At 51.4% G+C, this 22454-nt stretch carries 13 protein-coding genes; 4 read left to right on the top strand and 9 right to left on the bottom strand.

Annotation, left to right across the window (positions count from 1 at the left end; genetic code table 11):
- Nucleotides 1–41: 41 nt before the first annotated feature.
- The 6 genes from AC6I7T_RS00750 to AC6I7T_RS00775 form a co-directional block, all read right to left on the bottom strand.
- A complete protein-coding gene (locus tag AC6I7T_RS00750) occupies nucleotides 42–2186 on the bottom strand; it encodes a glycosyl hydrolase family 28-related protein (RefSeq protein WP_497788290.1) in 2145 nt (714 codons plus the stop codon).
- A 98-nt stretch (nucleotides 2187–2284) separates the two neighbouring features.
- Nucleotides 2285–4012 (bottom strand): glycoside hydrolase family 13 protein, encoded by a 1728-nt coding sequence (locus AC6I7T_RS00755; protein ID WP_497788291.1) that lies wholly within the window; start codon nucleotides 4010–4012, stop codon nucleotides 2285–2287.
- A gap of 25 nt (nucleotides 4013–4037) precedes the next feature.
- The gene (locus tag AC6I7T_RS00760) at nucleotides 4038–6236 is read right to left on the bottom strand and encodes a TIM-barrel domain-containing protein (protein WP_497788293.1); all 2199 of its coding nucleotides are present in this window, start codon (nucleotides 6234–6236) and stop codon (nucleotides 4038–4040) included.
- Nucleotides 6237–8528, bottom strand: coding sequence for an FAD-dependent oxidoreductase (locus tag AC6I7T_RS00765; protein WP_497788294.1), 2292 nt, complete (start codon nucleotides 8526–8528; stop codon nucleotides 6237–6239).
- Nucleotides 8529–8616: 88 nt separating this feature from the next.
- Nucleotides 8617–10560: a glycosyl hydrolase family 28-related protein gene (locus tag AC6I7T_RS00770; RefSeq protein ID WP_497788295.1), complete on the bottom strand. Its 1944-nt coding sequence runs from the start codon at nucleotides 10558–10560 to the stop codon at nucleotides 8617–8619.
- The gene (locus tag AC6I7T_RS00775; protein ID WP_497788296.1) at nucleotides 10560–11831 is read right to left on the bottom strand and encodes an SGNH/GDSL hydrolase family protein; all 1272 of its coding nucleotides are present in this window, start codon (nucleotides 11829–11831) and stop codon (nucleotides 10560–10562) included. Before AC6I7T_RS00775 ends, AC6I7T_RS00770 begins: the two co-directional genes overlap by 1 nt.
- Nucleotides 11832–12205: 374 nt before the next feature.
- On the opposite strand from AC6I7T_RS00775, the gene rbsK reads away from it, so the two are divergent.
- Genes rbsK through AC6I7T_RS00790 form a run of 3 tightly spaced genes read left to right on the top strand, consistent with a single transcriptional unit; the run spans nucleotide 12206 to nucleotide 15508 of the window.
- The gene (gene rbsK, locus AC6I7T_RS00780) at nucleotides 12206–13147 is read left to right on the top strand and encodes a ribokinase (protein WP_497788298.1); all 942 of its coding nucleotides are present in this window, start codon (nucleotides 12206–12208) and stop codon (nucleotides 13145–13147) included.
- A 16-nt stretch (nucleotides 13148–13163) separates the two neighbouring features.
- Complete coding sequence (locus AC6I7T_RS00785; protein WP_497788299.1) at nucleotides 13164–14171, top strand: nucleoside hydrolase; 1008 nt, start codon at nucleotides 13164–13166, stop codon at nucleotides 14169–14171.
- 59 nt (nucleotides 14172–14230) lie between these two features.
- Nucleotides 14231–15508, top strand: coding sequence for an MFS transporter (locus tag AC6I7T_RS00790; protein WP_497788301.1), 1278 nt, complete (start codon nucleotides 14231–14233; stop codon nucleotides 15506–15508).
- A gap of 39 nt (nucleotides 15509–15547) precedes the next feature.
- Here the strand turns inward: AC6I7T_RS00790 and AC6I7T_RS00795 are convergent, their stop codons facing one another.
- From AC6I7T_RS00795 to AC6I7T_RS00805, 3 genes are all read right to left on the bottom strand, one after another.
- A complete protein-coding gene (locus tag AC6I7T_RS00795) occupies nucleotides 15548–15685 on the bottom strand; it encodes a hypothetical protein (protein WP_497788302.1) in 138 nt (45 codons plus the stop codon).
- 51 nt (nucleotides 15686–15736) lie between these two features.
- Nucleotides 15737–16957 carry a tetratricopeptide repeat protein gene (locus AC6I7T_RS00800; RefSeq protein WP_497788303.1) on the bottom strand — a complete coding sequence of 407 codons (1221 nt, stop codon included), beginning with the start codon at nucleotides 16955–16957 and terminating at the stop codon, nucleotides 15737–15739.
- A gap of 152 nt (nucleotides 16958–17109) precedes the next feature.
- The gene (locus AC6I7T_RS00805) at nucleotides 17110–20661 is read right to left on the bottom strand and encodes a TonB-dependent receptor (RefSeq protein WP_497788304.1); all 3552 of its coding nucleotides are present in this window, start codon (nucleotides 20659–20661) and stop codon (nucleotides 17110–17112) included.
- Between the two features lie 514 nt (nucleotides 20662–21175).
- Here AC6I7T_RS00805 and AC6I7T_RS00810 point away from each other — a divergent pair.
- The gene (locus AC6I7T_RS00810) at nucleotides 21176–22441 is read left to right on the top strand and encodes a hypothetical protein (protein WP_497788305.1); all 1266 of its coding nucleotides are present in this window, start codon (nucleotides 21176–21178) and stop codon (nucleotides 22439–22441) included.
- The last annotated feature ends 13 nt before the right edge of the window (nucleotides 22442–22454 follow it).

Raw genomic sequence — 22454 nt, forward strand, 5'->3', positions numbered from 1 at the left:
TGCTTTGGCCTCCGATAAACTTCTGCAAAGAAGATTCAATGCTACGGCGTGCTCGGAGTTGTTGCCGGACCTGAAACTATTGCTGGCACAATAAATCCGTTTTCGGAAAGCCCGCTTGCTTGAGTGCCAATGCGTGTCTGTCCCACGGAATTGTTGATGCATGACGTTGCACCATTTTCCGTATCTGCCACATACCATGGATAGCGCGAGTATGAAGGGTCTTGCGACGCAGTGGTCAGGACCTCCTCGACAAATGCCGCCTGTATCCAGGAGGAAGCGAGGATAAAGGCGGCAGGAGTCGTTGCCGGATGCGTCTGACCACTGGGAATCGCCGGAGTAGGAGTGATTGCCTGCGTGCAGGTGGTTGTAGGTACGACGGGATAGTTACTTCCGGGTGTGGTATAAAGCAGTCCTCCAACGATCTGAGTCGCTGCTCCTGCCGAAGCATATACGACGTTGACAGGAGCTTCCGTCTTTAGTCCTAAGATCCAGAAAGGCGCTCCGGCATTAATAATTCGTATATTTCCATATCCCTTTGTCTCGGAATCGAGTTGGCGAGCAGCGACAAGTGCTGCCCCATTCAGGCGCAACCCGCCGCAGCAGGTATCCTCCATAAATAGTCTGCCGCCATAAGTCTGGCGATATACTTGATTGGCGGCATTGGTAACCGAATCCCGAATTACTACATCGCGAACTGCTTGCTGATTGCTCGATGGCCGGTTGTCATAAGTAAGATCCACGGCGTATGGCGTGACCGAGCTGGTACCTCCTTTATCAAAAGCCAGACGCTCGATGATCAAAGGGGTGGAGGCAGGTGTCCCGATATGGAGCATGCCATAGCTACTATTCCAATTGAGTACCGAAGAACTCCACAGTACCCGTAAGGTCGAGTTCATTCCGACAATTCTTTTAACCGTTGCAGGGACGGTGAGGTTGGTCGTAATGTAATAGATCCCATGTGGCAGATATATAGTTGAAGCGCCGGAATTCAATGCATTTTGAATAGAGCTAGTCGCGTCAACAGGCGCCGGTACATTGCCGTTCTTATCAGTAAATTCCGCACTGGCATTCGAAGCAGCTACCCAAGTGGAGGACTCGTCATAATCGGCAACCGGTGTGTCGACTGCTGTAATGTTCCAAGGTAAACTGGCACTTGTCCAGGTTGTTCCGGACAGTCTCCCTTCTATAGGGGAGATGGAATTACCCGTAAAACTTTGGGAGTTTGTCGCCGTCGTGTTATGCAAAGCGATCACACCTGAGTTTTGGATCAGGGTCGGATTCGTTCCACTATCTTGAAGATTGCTGTTGTAGAGAACCGCCATACCATTCGCGTTTGTGTTTATCAGCGCTGGGTTACTGCTTATGGTCTCAAGATGATTGATCGACAGCATATTACTGGTATTACGCAATCCTCCACTTCTCTGCCCCGTCAGGGAAATATGTTCCAGTGTCACCCCATACTCCGTATTGGCAACATCTATTCCATATTCGAATCCTGAAATAGAAACGTTCTGAACCAGTGCTGGACCAATAAAGCCGCGTGTCATGTCAATCCCGGTATAACCGCTATTTGCCGAGGCAACGATACTGACATTTCGAATGGACCCTACGTTGTTGGCCAGATAGCTGATCGCGGTCGCATGAGGATTACCGGAACCGACATCAATCGTGAGATTCTCAATCGAATTTCTATAAGCATCTGTACCATTCCCGGTAGTGTTCACTGCACCGCTAACACCTTTCGATGTCGTCTTGATAACAGGCTGGACGGGATCGGAAGCTCCAAACCCGGGGGTGTTGTCCGCAAGCTTGATAATGGTGCCGGTCTTCGACTGTCCAACAAGAATGAGACCTGCGGCGTATCCATTCGTAGCCGCATACTTTTTCAATAGTGTTCCGGAAACTTTATAGGTCCCGTTTGGAAGATATATGATTTTGTCCTGCCAAAAGTACACGCCCAGATCATCGCCGCTTGCTTGAATAGCCGCTAGGAGAGCTGCCGTATCGTCTGTCACACCATCGCCTTGAGCGCTATAAGGAGAGGCTTTTACATTAATTACCCCAGCATCCGAGGGGAAAGAAATGTTCTCGCTATAGGAGACCGTCTGTCCGCTGAGGTTTTGGCCAACCATAGGAAAGACGAGCGTACTTCCGAGGAAAAAGAGCCATCGACCCATTAACCGCATATTATTGATCTTCCCCCTATTTGAAACGGTTCAAATAACGACGCGAGAATCATAGGTTGCAGCTAAAAAAACTGTCAAGCGAATTATTGCAATCGCGATTACTTAATCTCTCCAACCCATACGCTATATGCAGGCAGATGAAGAATGTCTGTATTTGTGAGTATTTTTACATCGCGCTCACTGGAAGCGAGGGTCTTCGTCCCTGACTGCTCACTGAATCCAAGAGAAGACGAAAGAGACAAATCAGCAGAGGTCGCATTGAAATTGCATACAATCAAGACAGCTTTCCCGGGAGTACCGGTCCTTCGCAAATAGGCCAATATCCCATTCTCTCCACGCTTAATCATTTCCAGATCGCCATCGCGGAGTTGCCAATTTTCTCTTCTCAACTGAATCAGTTGCTGCGTCCACCGAAGCACTGATGATGAATCATGAGCTTCCACTTGAACGTTCATTTTTTGATGGCTCTCTGGAATAGGAAGCCATGGGGTTCCATGAGTAAACCCGGCATTGTTGCTGCGATCCCATTGCATGGGAGTTCTTTCTCCATCTCGGCCTTTTTCGTTCGGCCAACCAATTCTTCCTATCGGATCTTTCACATCTTCTCGCCGCAAAGGAGGCGTCGTTGACATTCCCAGCTCTTCGCCATAGTAAAGAATCGGGGTCGATCGTGTTGTAAGCAGAATGGCTGTTAGCAGCTTCGTGATTGCCAGATTGTGGATACCGTCACCGTACCGATCCCAGCTTCGCGGGTTATCGTGATTATCAAAAACAAACAGAGGCTGATTACCGTCAATCTGAGACTCCGCCTCCTCAATTCGCGCAGCAAAGGCTTTAGGATCGAGTTTATTCAGAAATCCGACTTGCATATCCATGGGGAGCTGCAATTCATCCCGCTGGGCTCCATACATGGCTCTTAACTCGGTGACACTCTGAAGATAGGTTTCACCGATCAAGACCCGATCACCAGAATAGGAATCGACGACCTTCCTTAACTTTCTCAGGACATCATGTACCTCGGGAAGGTTGTCGGTTAACGATGTATCAAGATTTGGATCCCCATAGGCATTATTTCCGGGCAGGACTTTTGCATCTTTGAGTGATGGATCTTCAAAGATTGTCGGAACAGCATCCAGACGGAAGCCAGCAACTCCACGATCCAGCCAGAAACGTGCCATATTCAACATGGCCTGCTCGACGGAGGGATTTCTCCAATTGAGGTCAGGCTGTTCTTTGTAGAAACGGTGGTAATACCACTGTTTTGTTTCAGCATCAAAACTCCAGGCAGAATGACCGAAGAGACTCTTCCAGTTATTCGGCGGCTGGTTTTCGGCCTTGCCATTCCTCCAGATATACCAATCTCGTTTTGGATTCTCGCGGGAGCTTCGCGACGCCTCGAACCAGGCGTGCATATCTGATGTGTGATTTAGTACAGCATCCATTAGCACACGAATATTTCTCTTTTTCGCCTCAAGTACTAATCGGTCAAAATCAGCAAGACTGCCATAGGTAGGATCGATCTGCTGATAATCGGAGATGTCATAGCCAAAATCCACTTGCGGAGATGGATAGATAGGCGTAAGCCAGATCGCATCTACCCCAAGCCACTTCAAATAATCAAGTCGCTGAATGATCCCCTGGAGGTCTCCGACTCCATCACCGTCCGAATCCTGAAAACTACGAGGATAGACTTCATAGATGACAGCGTGCCGCCACCATGTATCGCGGTTACTGTCCGGAGCGGCCTTCTGAGCGGTCAGGGATTGACTAGATGCAATTGTGAGAACAATGGCAGTGAACACTTCACAGAGGTCGATCGATTTCATAAGTCGCGTTCGGATTTGTCTATAGTTATTGTGCTGACTGAACTACATATTGATGGCCGGTCACTACCGGGAATTGGATCGCATGCCGCTCCCGTGCCCAAGGCACCTCTTGACCACTTGTGCGATCTTCGACCCGCACGCCATGGTTCCAGTTCGAACAAGATGTCTCTATACTGATAACGGGCCCTTGGGGCGAGAGCTGAAAAGACTCCTTAGCCATGGTCTGTAAGGGATAGATTCTGGCTACCACTTCCTCTTTGATCTTTTCGAGTACGATCCCGGGTCCTCCGACAAACAGAGGATTCTTTGAAACTGGCAGGCTAAAGTTATGCAGAATTCTTCCCCCGTCATAAAACTCTCCTGTGTCGTAGTCCATCCAACGTCCCTGAGGTAAGTAAATATCTCGAGTCTCGGCGGTTTCGTAGTCATTGCCGTACAGTGGAATGGCCAATAAGGAGTCGCCGATTAGCCATTCATACCCTCTCACCTTCTGGTTCTCGCGCCCATATACCGAGGGATCATGTGGATAGGCAATCGGTAATGGCGTCAACGGCCAGGGATAGCCATCCTGAGAAAAGCGCAAAGCCTGGGCATAGATATAGGGCTGCAGACGATCATGTAATTGTGCCGAGGCTAGCATCATTTTGCCGACTTCCGGATTTTCAAAACTCCAAGGAGGTTCCCCCATAGACATTGAGCTATGGAGCGCCGCCCAACGGGCATTCCGCATCATGTATCGCTCCATTCGCGGAGTTCGCATGGTTGAAAAATGCTCTTCCCCAAACGTTCCGCCCACGATATCGGGATACACAAGGGGAAACCCTGCGTAGGCGAAGGCCAAAGCATTAATGGGTCCACGATCTTGGTTCTGATCGAAATTGAAGTCGTTTATCCGTTGCAGATCGCCATTGGAAGATAGATATCCGTTGCGCTCAATCAGATAAACTCCCATCGCCATCAACTTATTGTTGATAAGATCTACCTTGTCATCACGTAGCGTATACGCTCCGAAATCAAAATAATCTTCTTTGAATCCATCTACCCCAAAAGCCAACCATTTATCGACAAGGTGCAGGTACCATTCCAAGGCCTCAGGCTTGTGGACATCCAAAAGATAGTACGGAGATTTTGGCCACCCTCCATGAAAGAGCTGTATGCCATTCTGATTTTCAAGGAAGTAGTGATTCTTCTTTCCTTCTTCGGTATACGACCCGTCCACTAGGAAACAAATACGTAACCCAAAAAGTACTTTCAAATTGCGCGAATGAAAATATCGGATCAAACCACCTGGATCCGGGTATCGTTTTGAGTTGAAAAGCCCAAAGCTAGTCGTCTCCTCGTACGGTTTTCCTTCGGGCCAAAATCCCGACCCGATCACGGCATATTGCAAGGGGTATCCAAGAGCAAGGTATTTATCGATACTCTGACGAATAGTCTCCTCATCGCTCTTCCACCCAAGCGCGCCGAATGCCTCCCAACCTACACCGAAGAGGGCCGGTTTAGGAGCCAATATTTCGTAGCCAGATTGTTGCCTCACTCTCCGGTATTCCGCATAGATCTCATGAGGATCTCCGAAGAAGTAGTGCATATTCACAACACGAGAGGCATGTTCAACTCCTTGTATGATCTGTTCCCTTGAGCTATGTATAACTTTAGGAGTTGGATCAACAAGCAAAACAGCTACATTCTGTTGCGGATAGATGATGAAGTTGCTCACTAGGCGCGAAGTCTCTTCCCCGGAGAGAAAGTGGCTATCTTCGATGCCGGTGATGTCGGTGTCGTAATGCTGTTTGAGAAATGCATGATCCGCTAACCCATATCCAGGAGCCGCTCCGCCTGTCTGAAAGCGAACTTCCCTTCCGGGAGAATCCATCAGAAGTTTCAAAAGCACATGATGGGCTTCCATCCTGATTTCCAAATCGGCTTTTGCTCCTTTGCCGGTTTGCAATTTCAATGAGCACCTGTTCTGAAGACAGTCGGAACTTGAAAGCACATAAGATGGCGCACCGTCGATAAGAATTCCTGCCTGGGGGTCCTGCCCCAGAATTCGCCGCTGCCCTACGTAGAATCCAAAGCAAAAAGGGTTATTCTCGATTTTGATCTGAACGTCGCCTGCACTCAGTTCAAGCTTGTCTCCAGAAACCTGGGCGAGAAGCTCTCCGGGCATCCATACTGCAAGAAAGAACGCACAGGCAAGGATAAACCGCTTTCTTCTGACAAACATCTACTCTGCCCCCGAAAAGCAGCTCACCCCGAAGACAGCTGCATAAGCACCATGGGTGCGAAGAATCTCCAACTGCAATTCCCTCAAAATTACTGCCGAGCTCAAAAGAATTTCATTTCGGGTTGCATGATTGTCCTTCACCTCATAAATCGTCTTCCCAGTCTCATCACACAATCGATAATCTGCAACGCAGAAAGGAGCAACCCGTTCTGGGTGATTCATAAGAACTGATTCCATAGAATGGTCCCAGTCGGTATCAAAACAAAGCACAATGCGTCTGATCTTAATCGGTTCTGGCCACGATAAACGCAGATATGGAGAAGAATCCTCAGTCGATGCCACCCACGCATTGACTGTTTCATAAGGACGATCGTATCCATTTTTTACGTTGGCGGCGCAGAAGCTCCTTAGTGGAGGTGTGATCCTGAGACTAAGGTTCTTTCCTCCAGGACGACGCTGGGGAAGCCAAAAATCAAAGGCATCTACTCCGATTCCCGTTGGAGGCCGTTGCGAAGAACTCTTTGCTACCGCAGGATTCATCCCACGCGAAAGAGCCATGATTCCTGTAACTCGCGTTTCACTAAGTCGTACCCCAATAACAGGATTTTCTCGAAGCACCAGAAAAGCATAGCGAGGAGCATCAAATTGTACAGCGAAGGAGATTGGTACCTCTTGTGATCCCATCGTCTCTATTGAAAGCTCTTTTCCCGCCAGGCAAAGCTCAGGAGTATAGTTTCCCTGTTTTCGGGCAATCCAAAGTTCAGCGCGAAGCGATGTCTTTTGTGGTGCTTCTAGACATACGTTGAACGTAGGAACAGGGCCTGCCTGAAGAGGAAGGAGCATAGCGCGCGAAACATCCAGTGGCACCACATCCGGCCCTGGCGGAAGATCGCCTAACTCGAATGTGCTGCTGGCAGTTACATCAGCGTAGGAAGTCAGATCCTGAGGATTCGATTGCCTGAATCCTGGAATAAACTGTCCAGAGGCCAAAAGGCGTTGTTGAAGCTCTTGTAGCAGACGGCCCGTTGATACCGCTGAGGGAGGTACGCCTTTTTCCAGACAAATTGCTGCTGCAATTCCAACAGCCTGGCCGTTGTGAGCACAAGTCGCCATAACGCGCGACGACCCAAACGCAACATGGCTGACACTGATCAGACGGCCCGCAAGAAAAAGATTATGAATGTTACGGCTATACATACATCGGAACGGAATTTGATATATGCCTTTGGGATGCCATTGAATGCATCCCGGCTGAGAGCTATAAACACCATCGGCAGGGTGAAGATCCATGGCCCATCCCCCAACCGAAACAGCATCTTCATGCTCTCGTTGTTCGACAATATCTTTCTGCGTCAAGATGAAGTCCCCTTCGAATCGCCGGCTCTCCCTCTTTCCAGGAATCGCACCTAGCCATTCGAGAGTCAAATTCTCCGCTTCTGGAAATTTGCCTGAGTTCTTTATGTGATCCCAGATTCCGTAGGCTATTCTCCAGAGTTGCCATTTGATTTCCTCGGTTTGATGAATCGTGTCGAGTCGGCCTCCATATTCCAACCACCACAGACGGCAACCGCTGTCCGAAGATTTCAACTCCCGATACCTCAAAATCTCACCCACATCCCGAAGAGCAAAAGACGGAGGGATAAAGCGAACTGGCCGTCCGCTATCGCGGCTATAGAAGTAGAGCGAGTGTCCCAACAATCCTCGCTCTTCAGAGGAAGGAGCAAAACCTTCATCAAACTCTTCAGATCCTTCAGCTCCCATGCGGAAGGCCGCACCGGAAAGATATCCAAGTACACCATCTCCGGAGGCGTCGCAGAACAATTTTGCCTTCACAAGATAGCCGGTCTCATTCTGACTACAGTAAGCCTGAACGGCAGCGATCTGCAGCTCGTTCTCCATTTGAACTGCATATACTGAGGTATTTAGTAAAAGACGGATACATTTCTCCTCAATAATCTTCTCAAGCAGCAAAGCATCGAATAGAACGGGATTCCCTTCCGGATTTCTCCATAGGTTCTCTGTAAGAATCTCATCGATTACTCCTCCCTCTCTTGCCCAGCGGTTGTTATTGCCCATATGAGAAGTTGCACCCAACACCCACAAACGCACTTCACTCGAAGCATTTCCCCCAAGCACTGGACGATCTTGAATCAGAATCACCTGCACACCAGCACGCGCTGCTGTAATGGCAGTACAAACGCCTGCCATGCCACCTCCTACAATGGCCAGATCTGCAGACAGGTTTTCTTGAAGAAGATTGTGCGATTTTTCGCCAGCGTTTACATCCAACATTTTCTATTCTCTCCAGGTTGTCGCGTTGCATATCGGGCAAATGTAGCTAAGTTGAAACTCTCGTAAATGTAGTTTTCAGGCGATCCCATCATTTCGATACTTTTTCCTGCCAGTTATCTCCTGCTGAGAGCAGAGGCACAATCCTCCCGCTTGCGGCTCCATTGCGGGACGGAAAACGTGTTCGAGGAATCACAGTTTTCACACCGTGATTCTCAGCAACTAAATAGAAGGCAAAGGTTCGATCGTCGGAAAAGGCCTCTTCTGCAAACGAAGCATGAAGTTCTGAATCGATCACACTAAAAGCGGGTAGAACAGAATTGGGGTTCGGCAAAACCATATAGATAAGTCCCCCCATCAGCTCGGTGTGAGCTCCGGCATTCTGCTGAAGAATCACATTGGGACGCTCTGTTTTCAAACCCAGAATCCAGAGCGGTGATCCCGCATTTACGATACGAGTGCCAGCGCCTTCGGTATCGAACTGACGGGCAGCAACTAACTTCGTCCCCGCGATGCGCAGCCCTCCACAACAGACGTTATCGAGAAAAACTCTTCCACCTCCAGCAGGGCGGGCTAACATATTCACTCCGACGCTGGGGATGTCGCGTAACACCACGTCGCGGTCTCCAACGACTTCGAATCCAACCTGTTGGTCGGAATTGGAGATGCCCAGGCGATCGATGAGCAGAGCATTAGTGGAGGATTCGAGAACACGGATCATTCCATTCTCAGGCGAAAATGAGGTAGGCCGTGCTTTCGGAAGCAATCGCAAGGCGGAGTTCATCCCGGCAATGTGCTTCACCGTAGGAGGAATGGTCAAGCTACTACTGATGCCATAGATACCATTGGGAACATAGATCGTTGCTGCACCCGAGGCAAAGGCACGATTGAAAGCATCTGTTGAGTCATGAAGAGGATCAGAGATAGCGCCGTACTGCTTCACACTAACCCATGTCTTGACTGGTCCATCGACAACCTCAGGAATCTCCTCGATCGGCAAGGACCAAGGTGAACGATTCTGCCAATGCTTCATTCCCTCAAGAACGCCATTGACTCTCTCGCTTCCGAACAACTTTTCCAACTGGATCTCATCCGCCGAAACACGGCAATCGCGAAAGACCATTGTCCCCAGATTTCTGATCACTGATGGTCCCCGCAGATCCGCTCGAACCAGAGTGATGAGGCCCGCAGCCGCATCGTTGTCGACAGCAATCGCCGAGGATCCCGAGACGACGATAAGATCTTTCGCTGAAATTGAATTCCGGCTGTTTTTGAGTCCAGACTTGCTCTGTCCTTTCAAACTTACGTGGTCCATCGTAAGACCGTACTCGGTATTAGCAACATCAACTCCAACAGCGAACCCTTCCACGAAGACATCTTCAAGGATCGCGGGGCCAACCCATTTACGAGTCATCTTGATTCCCGTTGCCCCGCTTCCAGCGCGAGCCTTAACCCGAACGTGACGAATCGCCCCAAGATTGTTCGCCAAATAGTCGATAGCAACGGCCCCCGGATTCCCCGACCCAACATCTAGGGTCATGCTCTCGATGAAATTCTCATAAGCGTCATTTCCTTCGCCGAGATGCGGATAATCTTTACCGCCTCCGTAAGGACCTCCACGATCGAGTAACTGTGAAGTACTAAAGATCATCGGTCGCGGTTTCTCAGGATCGTCATATTCTGAGGCATGATCAGCTAAAAGCAGAGTTGTCTTGTCCGCTCCATCGCCAATCAGCAACATACCCGATCCAAAATTGCCACTCTCATACCGCTTCAGAAGCGGTGCGGATATCCGGTAAGTACCGGCTGGAAGATATACGATCCGATCGTGCCACCAGGAGTACCCCATGCTCTGCCCGCTCGCGGCGATCGCTTTGTTAATCGCATTCGTGTCGTCTGTGACACCGTCGCCCTTTGCCCCAAAGTCCCGGACGTTCAAAATGTTTGCGTCTTGCGGAAACTCGGCATGAAGAAACAGTGTTGCGCAAAAAAGTAGCCCCAAGGATATCGACCACCGCACTCCCGTCAGGAACATCAATTCGTCTCCTTGGTTAAGAGAAAGTGACGAGGTTTTGGCTGAGCGGCTTTTCGTTCTTCTGCCAGCATTCGTTCATCGAGACTATCCAAAGCCCGTAATGCTTCCCCAGAACCGCTAACTCCCTCCCCTATAGTGAGAAGATTGAACCGCGTAGCACCGAGTTTGGAGCGGCTGTCCGCCTTCCAATCAATGGCTCTCGACTGCTTTTGCATCGGAGTTTCCAATAGGGCGAGGTTAATTCCGGCATCAAGTTCCTCTTTTGTAAAACTGGCGATTAGCTCATCGTCGATTGAGAGCCGATACCTTCCAGCACCCAATCCATGGATCTGTAACAGCTGGCGATCCAATGTCTTCAAATCAGAAATATTCAGCAAAAACTGGATCTCGGGATTGTTCAGTTCAAGAGGTAAGGGCAAGGCTTCGTCTTGCTGGATCCAAGACATTCCACTCCCTGACAATTGAAGATCGCTTATCGAGGTTCTTTCAGCGCTTACCGTTTTTCCGGCATTGGCATCAAGAACAGTTTGACTGACGACGGCTGTTGCTCCCAGACAACGCGCCAGAGCAACAGCCAATATCCAATGACCGGTTTCGGAAGGGTGAATCCTATCCGGAAGCAAACTTCCAGCTAACTGCGGGCTTTCCTGCATTCCCCTATGCAGAGCCATCTCCATCGGATTATTCAGATCGCAAACAGCAAAGTTCTTCTCTTTCGCCAGACGCGCAATGTCATCCCCAAACTGAAGAAGCCTGCCGTTGTATCCTGTCAGGCGGGGAACATGAGCTATCTCGTCGTAGGGTGAGGGACGAATCCCCAGAATTTCGGCTTCTGGAAGCGCATCCCGAACCGATTCGACAATGTTGAGATAGCCACGACGAAAGGCATCCACATCCTCCGGATGATCAGTACGGTATCGACCATCATTCATCCCCAACATCACAGTCACTAACGTAGGGCGAAACGGAAAGACATCTCGACGGAGCCTTGTTTGCAGAGCCCCTGCACTTCCCCCTTGGACAGTGTCTCCACTCACCCCTGCATTTAAAAACCGGATATCAAGCGATGGATAACGCGATACTAAAAAATCCTCAACAAAGCGCGTGTAAAGCCTTTGCGCAGTAATGCTGTCTCCGTAGAAAGCAACACGATCTCCATCGTGCAATGCCCCAACAGATGGTCGAACTTGACCATAGCTCCTGCTCCCCACACCAAAGAAAAGCAGCAGCAGGTCAAAAACACACAGGCTCGGAAATATGAACCGTTTCATAACGGACAAACGATATCGGGCATCTGCCCTCTTTGTCAATCCAAGACATAATTCGCTATCACCCTTTATATTTCTAGTGATTTCTTGACAGTTCTCCTGTATGGGTGTCCAATTCCTCTTAATTGAACCGGTTCATTCCAGGAAAGAGAGTGATAAAAATTTGAATGCTTACTACCCGGAAAGCTATGCAGCGCAACCGGCATGTATGCTCTGCAGCATGTTGTGTTGGGGTATGGGACGTTTTTGTCTAGCGACAATTTCGTAATGCTTCCCGCACCGTCAATATTTTGCTAACTCTCATGTTCATCTTTTTTCTGACCGGGCTCATGATGATCGCCTTGGCACCAAAAACTCTTTCCTAGAGAGCATTGAAAATGAAATCTATACTTGTCGTCGGAAGTATCAATACAGATCTGGTTGTTCGCAGTCACCGCCAGCCCAAGCCTGGAGAAACCCTTGCAGCTTCAGACTTCGAGATTTTCAGTGGAGGTAAAGGTGCCAATCAAGCCGGGGCCGCAGCCCGCCTGGGATCGAGAACTTTCATGATCGGGCACATCGGCAGCGACAACTTCGGAACTGCAAGTCTACAAGCACTGGAACAGGCCGGTGTTGATCCCCAATATATTCAAAAGGTTGAGGGCTCATCCGGAGTCGCAATCATCGTAGTAACGGAGAGCGGAGAAAACTCAATCATGGTTGTCTCAGGTGCAAACTCGATGCTCACCTCAAACGATGTCTACAAACATCGCGATGTTATTACTCAGTGTGGCATAGTGCTGACGCAACTCGAGACGCCGCTTTCGGCTCTCGATGCACTCGCATCGACCTGCGAAGATCTTAGGGTACCGCTTATGCTCGATCCTGCACCAGCACGAGTGATCGATCCTAATACTATGCGTCGGATTACATGGCTCACCCCCAACGAATTGGAAGCCGGACAGTTGTTCGGAATCTCTGTTGCAGCCTTAACCGAGAGAGATCTTAAGATAATCGCCGATCAGGTGCTGATCGACGGACCTCAAAACCTCTTGCTCAAACTTGGCTCTCGCGGAGCTTATTTGGCTACTGCCGATGGTCTGCGTGCCTTTGTACCTGCAATCCCTGTTCCTGCTATCGATACTACCGCTGCAGGAGACGCTTTTAACGGAGCTTTTGCTCACAGCCTGTGTCTCGGAGCATCACCTCTCGAATCAGCTAAATTTGCAATTGCGGCTTCGGCACTTTCAGTAACTCGTCGAGGGGCACTTCCGTCCATGCCTTCAGCTCTGGAAGTCCAGAGGCTATTGACTTCGGCAACTCTATCGATGACGAACTAACCGCAAGAGGATACAAATGAAAAGCAGATATATCGCGTTAGCCCTTCTACTTTATTTTCTTGTACCTTCGCTCCAATCCAAGGCTCAAGCGATTCAAGGAATCGTGCCACAAAAGGTTATCTTTGACACCGATATCGGAGATGATATTGATGATGCCTTCGCACTAGGTTTGCTGCTACGCAGTCCGGAGCTACAGATCCTGGGGATTACTACTGCGTGGGGTGATACGGAACTCCGTGCGCGATTAGTGAAAAGATTCCTCGTTGCTGCCGGTAGAAGTGATATCCCAATCGCCGTCGGAGCTCCAACACACACTGCCGCCAATGCACCATTTACCCAGGCTCAATGGGCTAGCCGTGAGGCTAGCCCAGCCAAACCATGGCCGAATGCCACCGACTTCATCCTCTCTCAGATTCGCAGGTATCCTGGAGAAATCACACTAATTTCAGTTGCTCCGCTAAGTAATATCGGGGCTTTGGTTGACCGTGATCCAGAGACCTTCCACAAGCTCAAACAGGTAATCATTATGGGTGGTTCCATTCGGAAAGGGTACGGAGATCTAGGGTACAGACCTGATCACGGCCCGGATCCGGAATATAACATCCTTCTCGATATCTCCTCGGCAAAGAAGCTATTCAACTCGGGAGTACTACTAACGGTGCTCCCACTCGACTCCACACAGCTCAAGCTGGATGAAGTAAAAAGGACGGCGATTTTTAGTGCCGATAATGCGCTTACGACGGCGGTCACCACGCTTTATGAGCAATGGACTCTCTCAACCAACAACCCAACTCCAACCCTTTTTGACGTTCTTGCCGTAAGCGAGGCTATCGAACCGTCATCATGTCCCGCACAAACGATTCCTCTGCAGGTAGATGATCGAGGATTTACACGAGAAATAACTCAATCTTCGCAACGAACCAATATACGAGCGTGTCTACAAGCCAATTCTGATCGAGTTTTTCACCTGCTCATTTCCAGACTTGTAGGTGAGCAACAAGTCCATACAGAAGGATTGAGATAGGTCTCAGGTGGGTTATTATGCTTCAACTTCTGGTAAGACCGAACGAGTGAAGAGACAAGATGAAACAGCAGGAATACAGCACGGCGATCAAATGGCATCTGCTTGTTCTTTTGTTTTTGATTGCTCTGATTAACTACTTCGATCGGCAGAGCCTCTCTGTGCTTGCACCGCGTGTACAGGCTGCGTTGCATTTGAGCGATTCCGGTTATGGGCATGTGATCAGCGGCTTTCTTTTAGCCTCTGCCATTGCCTATGCCGGAGCTGGCTATCTCAGTGATCGTCTGGGGATCCGGCGTAGTATGGCTCTCTTCGTTGGATGGTGGTCTCTGGCTGAAGCAGCAACAGCATTTGCTTGCACGGGCTTTGGCCTCGCTATTACACGGTTCATGCTGGGTCTGGGAGAACCAGGACTCTGGGTAGCTGCGCCCAAGGCGGTAGGCGAGTACTTCAAGCGGGAAAAGCGCGCTATGGCTATTGGAGTCTATACGGCAGGAGCCACCGTAGGTGCAATCGCTGCCCTTCCCAGTATTGCCTGGCTGAGCGCACACTTTCCCTGGAAAATTGTCTTTCTGTTGGATGGCGCAGCCGGTCTATTGTGGCTTCCCTTCTGGTTTCACTTTTATGTGCGCAGCCAACAAAAAGGCACTGCAGCGGAAAACCTCCAGATAAATACAGGAGAAGACGTTCCCGGACATCCCAAGGGGAACTTTCGTGTTGTCCTAATGCAGAGGAATACTTGGCGGCTCATCTTCGCCCGAGGAATTACCGACCCTGTTTGGTATTTTTATTTGTTCTGGTTTCCGAAATATCTATTCGATACTCGTCATTTTGCGATGGAGCGAGTTGCACAAGTGGGATGGATCGTTTATCTGGCTGCCGGTATTGGGACGCTATTAGGCGGCTCGATTTCTCATCTCTGGGTGCGACAAGGACACGAGACAAAACACGCCTATCGAAAGACGATGCTGCTGTGCGCCTGTCTGGTCCCGCTCACGCCTCTGATGTCTTTCGCCTCGCCAAACCTTGCGATATTTGTCTCTGCCTTAGCAGCATTTGCTCATATGTGCTGGCTGGTCAACCTTACGGCGCTCCTCCTGGAATTGTTCCCTTCCTGGCAGGTCGGCACTGCCGCAGGAATGGTCGCCGCCGGAAGTGGCTTGGGTGGAATGCTGTCGAGCGAAGTGATCGGATATTTAGTCGTTCATCGGGGATACGCCTTGATCTTTTCTATAATGGCATTACTTCATCCCCTAGCATTCGCTCTGATCCATCCACTGGCTACAAGTAAGCTCACCGCAAAGGCTGTTGACAATTCAAGGGAGCCAGCAAATATATAAAGGATATGGCCAATGTAATGTAAATCATGGAGAAAAGCTTCACCGACACAGGCGGCCCCATGGCATGGGTTCCTGTTCCTCAAACAGTGCCATACGCCCAGCGCCATCGTCTTTGTCTTCGGCCTCGAATTGACTGACAGCCGGTTCCAGTAGCGCAAGCAGGAGCGCCTTCCGCATGTTTTTGCGCCGATGATCTAGGTTGTTATCCGGTTGATGCTTGCATTTCGATCATTGCGGTTGGGCCTCCACGGCCAGCTTCTGAGGTGTTACGTTATCCTGCGATCGAGTTGATGCTGCACTGTCACGCCTGGCGGCTGAATGAGTATGCAGCTTTTGGAATACCATGAGTGCCTGCTTTTGCGCCTGTACATCACCAAGCTCGTGCTCGGCTCGCGCCAGCCGGTACCAGGCGACCTCGTCCTCTGCGCGAAGCTCGATCGCTCGCTTCAGGTGCGGCACGGCAAGCGAGGGCTTTTGTTCATCGAGCAGGACGCCCCCCAATCCCACCTCCGCCTCTTCAAAGTCGGGGTAGTTCTTAATTGCAGATTCGTATAGTTGCTGCGCCGAGGATTCATTGCCATCCTTCCAGCGCAATCCGGCTAGTTCGTAGGCAGCATTGGCATTGCCTTCATTGACTTCGATTTCCTTTGCAAACTCTTCTTCCGCCGCGGCAATATCTTCAGCAGCGTGGCTCGATTCCCATCGCGCAAGATAGGTACGTCCAATGCGGTAATGAATATTCGGGTGGCGCGGATCGATGTCGAGTACGCTCCGATAACTCTTGATGGCTTCAACAAATTGCCCCTGGCTTTCTAGCGCTTCCGCCTCTGCCAGCTTCGTCCAAACCGATGTGCCAGCATTGTGAAACAGGCTCTGCATGGTAAGGTACGCGGAGTTGCCAAGGATCTTTCCCACGTTGTACAGGACTTCGGGATCGTCCTTATAGAGATCGCGCAATTGCAATGCTGTCTCAACCGCGCGACGATCCAGCTGGAGATGGCCATAGACTGTGGTGAGTTCAAGCCCGGCTTGCCGCTTCACCTCCGGGTCGGGGGCTGAACGAAATGCCTCCTCCAGACCTGGCAACGCCTCGCGATTCTTGCCGCTTTCGGCAAGCGACATGGCGAGCAAAGAATCGAGTCCAGGGAGAGTGGGCTTGAGCTTGCGTGCCATGCGTATCTCTTGCACGGCGCGATCGAAGTTGCCCAGCTTGAAGTTGATGACGCCGAGCGTAGCGTGAACCTCAGCGACCGATGCATTCATCTTTTCCAGCCGCTCGAAGTCAGTGCGAGCCTCGTCGAATCTGCCTGCGGTCATGGCCGCACGTCCAGCGTTAAACAGTTGCGCGAAATCGTCCCGATCCGCAACGCCCTGCGCCAGGACTTGGGCAGCAATGCATCCTGAAAGAATCAGTGCACTGGAAATCCGGGCCTTCCATGTAGCTATCATCGTGGCGCAATCATACCGAACAGACAGGACGATCCGCCACGCTTGCCCAGGTGGCAGATCGCAGGTTAGCTAAAACAAAAGCAGAGTTGATGTAAGGTATTCGAAAGCCATAGTTCCACATTACACTTACTCTGCTTTTCCTCTAGTTGCAGTTAGAAAATGATCTTACCGCCTAGCTGCAAGATGCGTGCTGGACGGTACGAGGTAATTTGGCCGAAGGTTGTAGAGGTTACGTTGGTGGATTCCGCTGTCGAGCCAGGTCCTGCGCCGTTATTCGTATCCACGCCGTACTGGGCATGGTTGAAAGTATTAAAGCTTTCCAAGCGAAGCTCGAACCTGGCTCTCTCGGTGATATTCACATGCTTTACAACGCCCATATCCCAATTGGAGATTCCCGGCTCGTTCAGGATGTTGCGTCCGCTGTTGCCGAAGAGGCCGCCCTGCGGTGATGTGAAGGCATCGGTATTGAACCATTGCTTGGCGCTCTTGGTAAATCCGGAGCGCGGGTTTCCGACGATGTCGGCGCGTTGGTTCGGGGTGCCCAACAAGGAATTGGTATCGTTGGCCTGTACGGAGAAAGGGAAACCCTTCTGGTAGGTGCCGATACCGGTTATCTCCCAGCCTCCCACCGCTGCATCCGCTAGACGATTGATGTTTCCGCCAATTCGTTTACCACGGCCCACGGGCAGGACATAGGCATAGCTGGCGACAAAACGCTGACTTACATCGAAGTCGGAGCGGCCATAGTCCCGGCGAGGATTCGCAGAGTCCATAGGACCGGCGTAGCTGTTGGTAGCGCCGATGCCGGCAGCAGCAGACTTGCTGTCAAGGCTCTTGGCCCAGGTGTAAACCAACAGCACGGCGCCGTCGGTGGCGCGGTGCTCCAGCTTCACGTTGCCCGAGTTGTAGCTGGAGTAGCCAATCCATTTGCTGTCGAGGAATCCATTGGAACTGGTGAAGTTGGGCAACGGCTGGCGGGATGCTGGCGCGCAGTTATACTGGCCACCTGTCGCAATGGTTATGGTTGAATGGGCGTTGCAATACGTCAATTCGTTGGTGGGCAACGCGCCTGCCTGGTTAACGTTGAATCGCTCCAGAAGATGGGTTCCTTTGTTGCCAATGTAGTTGATCTCGAGGGTAGTGTTCTTGGCCATCTCCCGTTCGACGGACACGGTCCACTGTTGCACGTACGGGTTAAGTGGGTTTTCAGACAGGATCACCGCGGTAAAAGCTCCGCCGTTGGCGGCAGGCGAAACCGGAGCGATGGTGCTCATCGGCGTAAACAATTGATCGGTCGACTTCAACGAGGTACCCGCACTGGGGGTCAAGGAGGTACGGATCAGGAACGGATACTGATCTCCGGAGTTGTCCATCTCACGCGTTTCGGAGGAGTCGAAGAATATGCCGTAGCCACCGCGGACGACGAATTTATCTGCGGGACGATAGGTGAAACCAAAGCGCGGAGCGATGGGTGACTTGCTCTCGGGGTTGGGGTGTTTGCCACAATAACGGTAGAGTCCGTTGCCTTCCGGAGCAATGCCGTTAGTCAGCAGTTCCTTGTCCGCAAAGCAGAGCCCGCCCAATTTGTTTTGCGTATCCAGCCAGAATAGCTGGTTGTTGGTTGCGTACGGAACTGTGCGCAGGTCGACGCGCAGGCCCAGGTTGAGGGTAAGCTTTGAGCTAACTTTCCAGTCATCCTGGAAATAGGGCGCCGCATATTTGAAGACATACTGATTCAGATGACCCGGCTCCGATCCCGTGGCCGAGAATGGGCCCGGCTGGAATGTCGAGGCCCCATTGTAGTAACCCAGCAAAAAGTCCGCATAAGAGTTGCCGGTTCCGCAATACACGTTGCCAGCGGGGCAACCGTTGACGCCGCCGGTTCCATTCTGGTTGATCAGATTGCTGCTGTAGGAATACGACCCGAGAAAATTAGTGGCCAAATTCCGTTTCTGCACCCAGGAACGATAGTCAAATCCGAAGTTGAATGAGTGCGCTCTCCATTGCTTGACAACCGAATCGGCAAACTCCCACACAGGAATATCACTAGTGGTGGGATTGTTTCCGGGGCTGCCCGCTGAAACGGCATTCGACACACCGAAAGAAAGATTTGGATAACCAGCAGCATACGATGGAAGCTTCGTAAAGACGCCGGTGAGCGCCAGAGTCGAGATATCCGCCGCGCTGGCCGGGCTGTCGCCTTGGATTGCCTTCGCTTCCAGTTTGCCAAAGCGGAAATCATTGACGAAGCCGTGAGGCAAGGCCAACGTATAGGCGCCTGTCCAACTGGTCGAATTTTCAGAGAAGATGTTTGCCCCGGCATTGGCTTGGGCTGCGAGCGAGGAGGTTCCAAAATTCTGGGAAGCGTAATCCGCCTTGGTATAGCGAAAGAAAATTTGCCCCCACTTTTGGAAGGTCTGATCAACACGATAGGTCTGCTGATCGGTATTGGTGGTTGAGTTGGCCGTTGCAAACCAGTTCACCTCGCCGTTGGTGTCTGTGGCTGCCGTCGGAATCGTTTTCGAGGTAACCTGGGCCATGCGAGAGAACCTGGTTGAGGGAATCTTGTTTCCAGGAAACGGCTGCCCGGTGAGCGGATCGACCGGTGCACAGTTCTTTGCACCCGACGAGGAAATCGCTATGCAAGCCGGGGTGCCAGCCAGCGGGAAATTTGTCGTGTCCGCGGCAATGGCAGAAAAGTCACCGCTAAGTTCGGCCGACGTAGGCGCAGATCCCGAGGTATGGCCACCCAGGACAGCGCGCCGCCCCTCGTAATTCGCTAAAAAGAACGTTTTATCATGACCGTTGTAAAGCTTCGGAATGGTCACCGGACCACTTAAAACGTAGCCAAACTGATTATCGCGCCATTCGGTAGCCGTCTTGCTGGTATTGCTGACGCTCTGGTGGGGAATGGCGTTCATGAAGTCGTTGCGGAGGAACTCGAAGACCGAGCCGTGAAACTTGTTTCCGCCGCTCTTGCTGACGATGTTGACCTGGTTGGCGCTGAAACCGTACTCGGCCGAGTAGGTCGCGCTCTGCACCTTGAACTCCTGGATCGCGTCCTGAGACAAAATCACGGCCGGCGTACTCAAGGCCGTATCGGTATTCATCAATCCGTCCAGAGTATAGTTGTTCGACTCCGGGCGAGACCCATTGATGCTGATCGCGTTGCCTTCGTTCGACCGCATCTGCCCCTGTTCGCCTACTGTCTGCACAGCGCCCGCGCCGACAAACAAAAGACTGGTGAAGTTACGGCCGTTGATCGGCAGTTTGGACATCTGCTGCTCGCTAACGATTTGCGAAACCGAGGACGAATCGGTGTCAAGGGCAACCGCATTGGCGCTGATCTCGACTGTCTCAGTAATGGCACCCGTCTTTAATTGAAAGTTGACGCGTTGATCCTGTGCGACCACAAGCACGATCCCCGAGACAACCGCCTTGGAGAATCCGGCCATTTGCACCGACACCCTGTAGGGACCGGGAATCAGGTTGGCTACGGTGTAATCGCCGGTCCCTGTTGAAGTCACTCTGTTGGTTACGCCGGTTGCTGTGTTGGTCACCTCGACAGGAGCGCCTGAGACCACGGCCCCGGAAGTATCGGTGACCGTTCCCAAGATTGTGCCGGTTGTGCCCGCTTGTCCCCATAGGGTATGAGCGAATACCACCATAAATGCCAGCATCGCAAGTTGCCTGAAGATTTTCACTCCACTGCCTCCTGAAAAGTTGTGCTGCATTTTCAATTGCCTTGATCAGCACGATAACGACAAGATCCCGGTGCGGCTCGTGCGGCAGCTGGCGGCGGGCCGCCTCCGCCTACCCAGGCAACACTGATCGAGCGATGGAGATCTAAGTGCATCTTTGAACCTCTCGCTGTTGCTGGTTTTCACACGTTCCTTGGCTGCGTATGGTGTCCACCGAACGCTAGAAACGGCCGACTCGATCCCGCTACCGACCTGATTTCAGTGATGAAATCATTTCGTTTCGAAACTTCGCGAAACTTACTGACCTTCGCGGATAAACGTCCAGTAATATACGGTGATGGATGCGTTAGTATCCTCGGACCAATGTCTAACTACTTACATCCGAGTAAGATAAGACGCGGTTTGTGGAGCGTTACAGGCGACGTTAGGAGCAGGTTCGGCACCCCATGGGTACAAGAATCCAGAGTTGCTCCCCTTGCTTGCCGGGGGTATACTTCCCTCGCTCGAGGCCGAAGAGATGGCAAATTCTCATGCACCGGTGGGATTGACTGAATTGTCCACTGCGGACAAGCAAGCCGTGCTGCTCCAACTCGACCGACTCCTGGCGAGTTCGCACTTCAGGAACAGCCGCCGATATTCCGACTTTCTGCGCTTTGTGGTGGTTCAGACGACCGAGGGACACGCCGATATTCTCAAAGAGCGCACCCTCGGAATCGAGGTCTTCGGCCGCGAACCAACCTTCGATACTTCCGGAGATTCCATTGTTCGGGTTGCCGCGGCTGAGGTACGAAAGCGAATCGCGCAATACTACCAGGAAGCAGGCCATGAACAGGAGTTGCGGATCGAGTTAGCATCCGGGTCCTACGTGGCTCACTTTCGGCGTCCGCCGGCTCCGACGCCTGGAATCGTATCCATACCTGAACACTCTACGCAGGTGAAACCAGAAACGAAGACAGAGGACACTCGAATACTTTCAGTTCCCTCACGCTGGAAAGTCCCAGCCGTCGTTGCGCTTTCTCTCCTGCTGATCGTGATCGCGGCTTCTCTCGTGCTGCGGACTAGGCTGGACTCGGGGGTAAACCGGTTCTGGGGCCCGGTCTTTGAATCTTCCGCTCCGATTTTGGTCTGTGTCGGAACCGTTGAGCCGTCGCTTCTGAATCTGAGCGAATTTACGGCTCAGATGGCAAACAACATCAACGCAGGTGAGGATCCCCTGATTCCGATACCCCAATACAAGAATTGGCCCGCGGCATCCTGGGCCGATGCCGTCGAGATGGCGCACATAAGCGAGATCTTGACTCGGCACAACAAAACATTCCTGCTTCGCCCTTCCGACAGTGTCGCGCTTGCAGATTTGCACACCGGGCCGGCGATTCTGCTCGGCGTATTGGGGAATTCTTGGTCGCTACGCCTCGTTGCAAAACTCAGATTCCATCCGCGCATGGATTCTGTCAGCCAGAAGATGTGGATTGAGGATTCTCAACATCCCGAACGCCGCGATTGGAACTATCCGTGGGGCGAGGCCTACTCCTCGTCCCGCGACGATTATGCACTGATCACGCGTACCAGAAATCCGCTTTCAGGTCAGATCTCTGTCGAAATTGGCGGCTTGGGGTTGCACGCCAGTCAGGCCGCTGGTGAGTTCGTCACCAACCCTGCCTATATGAACAATTTGTCGCGCAGCCTGCGCGATCCAAATCAAAACGTGCAGATTGTGCTGAAAATCAATGTTATCAAGGGCGAAGCTGGCCCACCGCAGGTTGTTGCTGAGAATTATTGGTAGAGATAGCGCTCGG

The organism is Humiphilus diazotrophicus (genome assembly GCF_059726315.1).

What these genes read in the sequence shown, in the direction of transcription:
- AC6I7T_RS00750 (WP_497788290.1), bottom strand. Translation starts at nt 2,186, where the DNA reads ATGCGGTTAATGGGTCGATGGCTCTTTTTCCTCGGAAGTACGCTCGTC.
- AC6I7T_RS00755 (WP_497788291.1), bottom strand. Translation starts at nt 4,012, where the DNA reads ATGAAATCGATCGACCTCTGTGAAGTGTTCACTGCCATTGTTCTCACA.
- AC6I7T_RS00760 (WP_497788293.1), bottom strand. Translation starts at nt 6,236, where the DNA reads ATGTTTGTCAGAAGAAAGCGGTTTATCCTTGCCTGTGCGTTCTTTCTT.
- AC6I7T_RS00765 (WP_497788294.1), bottom strand. Translation starts at nt 8,528, where the DNA reads ATGTTGGATGTAAACGCTGGCGAAAAATCGCACAATCTTCTTCAAGAA.
- AC6I7T_RS00770 (WP_497788295.1), bottom strand. Translation starts at nt 10,560, where the DNA reads ATGTTCCTGACGGGAGTGCGGTGGTCGATATCCTTGGGGCTACTTTTT.
- AC6I7T_RS00775 (WP_497788296.1), bottom strand. Translation starts at nt 11,831, where the DNA reads ATGAAACGGTTCATATTTCCGAGCCTGTGTGTTTTTGACCTGCTGCTG.
- rbsK (WP_497788298.1), top strand. Translation starts at nt 12,206, where the DNA reads ATGAAATCTATACTTGTCGTCGGAAGTATCAATACAGATCTGGTTGTT.
- AC6I7T_RS00785 (WP_497788299.1), top strand. Translation starts at nt 13,164, where the DNA reads ATGAAAAGCAGATATATCGCGTTAGCCCTTCTACTTTATTTTCTTGTA.
- AC6I7T_RS00790 (WP_497788301.1), top strand. Translation starts at nt 14,231, where the DNA reads ATGAAACAGCAGGAATACAGCACGGCGATCAAATGGCATCTGCTTGTT.
- AC6I7T_RS00795 (WP_497788302.1), bottom strand. Translation starts at nt 15,685, where the DNA reads ATGCGGAAGGCGCTCCTGCTTGCGCTACTGGAACCGGCTGTCAGTCAA.
- AC6I7T_RS00800 (WP_497788303.1), bottom strand. Translation starts at nt 16,957, where the DNA reads ATGATAGCTACATGGAAGGCCCGGATTTCCAGTGCACTGATTCTTTCA.
- AC6I7T_RS00810 (WP_497788305.1), top strand. Translation starts at nt 21,176, where the DNA reads ATGGCAAATTCTCATGCACCGGTGGGATTGACTGAATTGTCCACTGCG.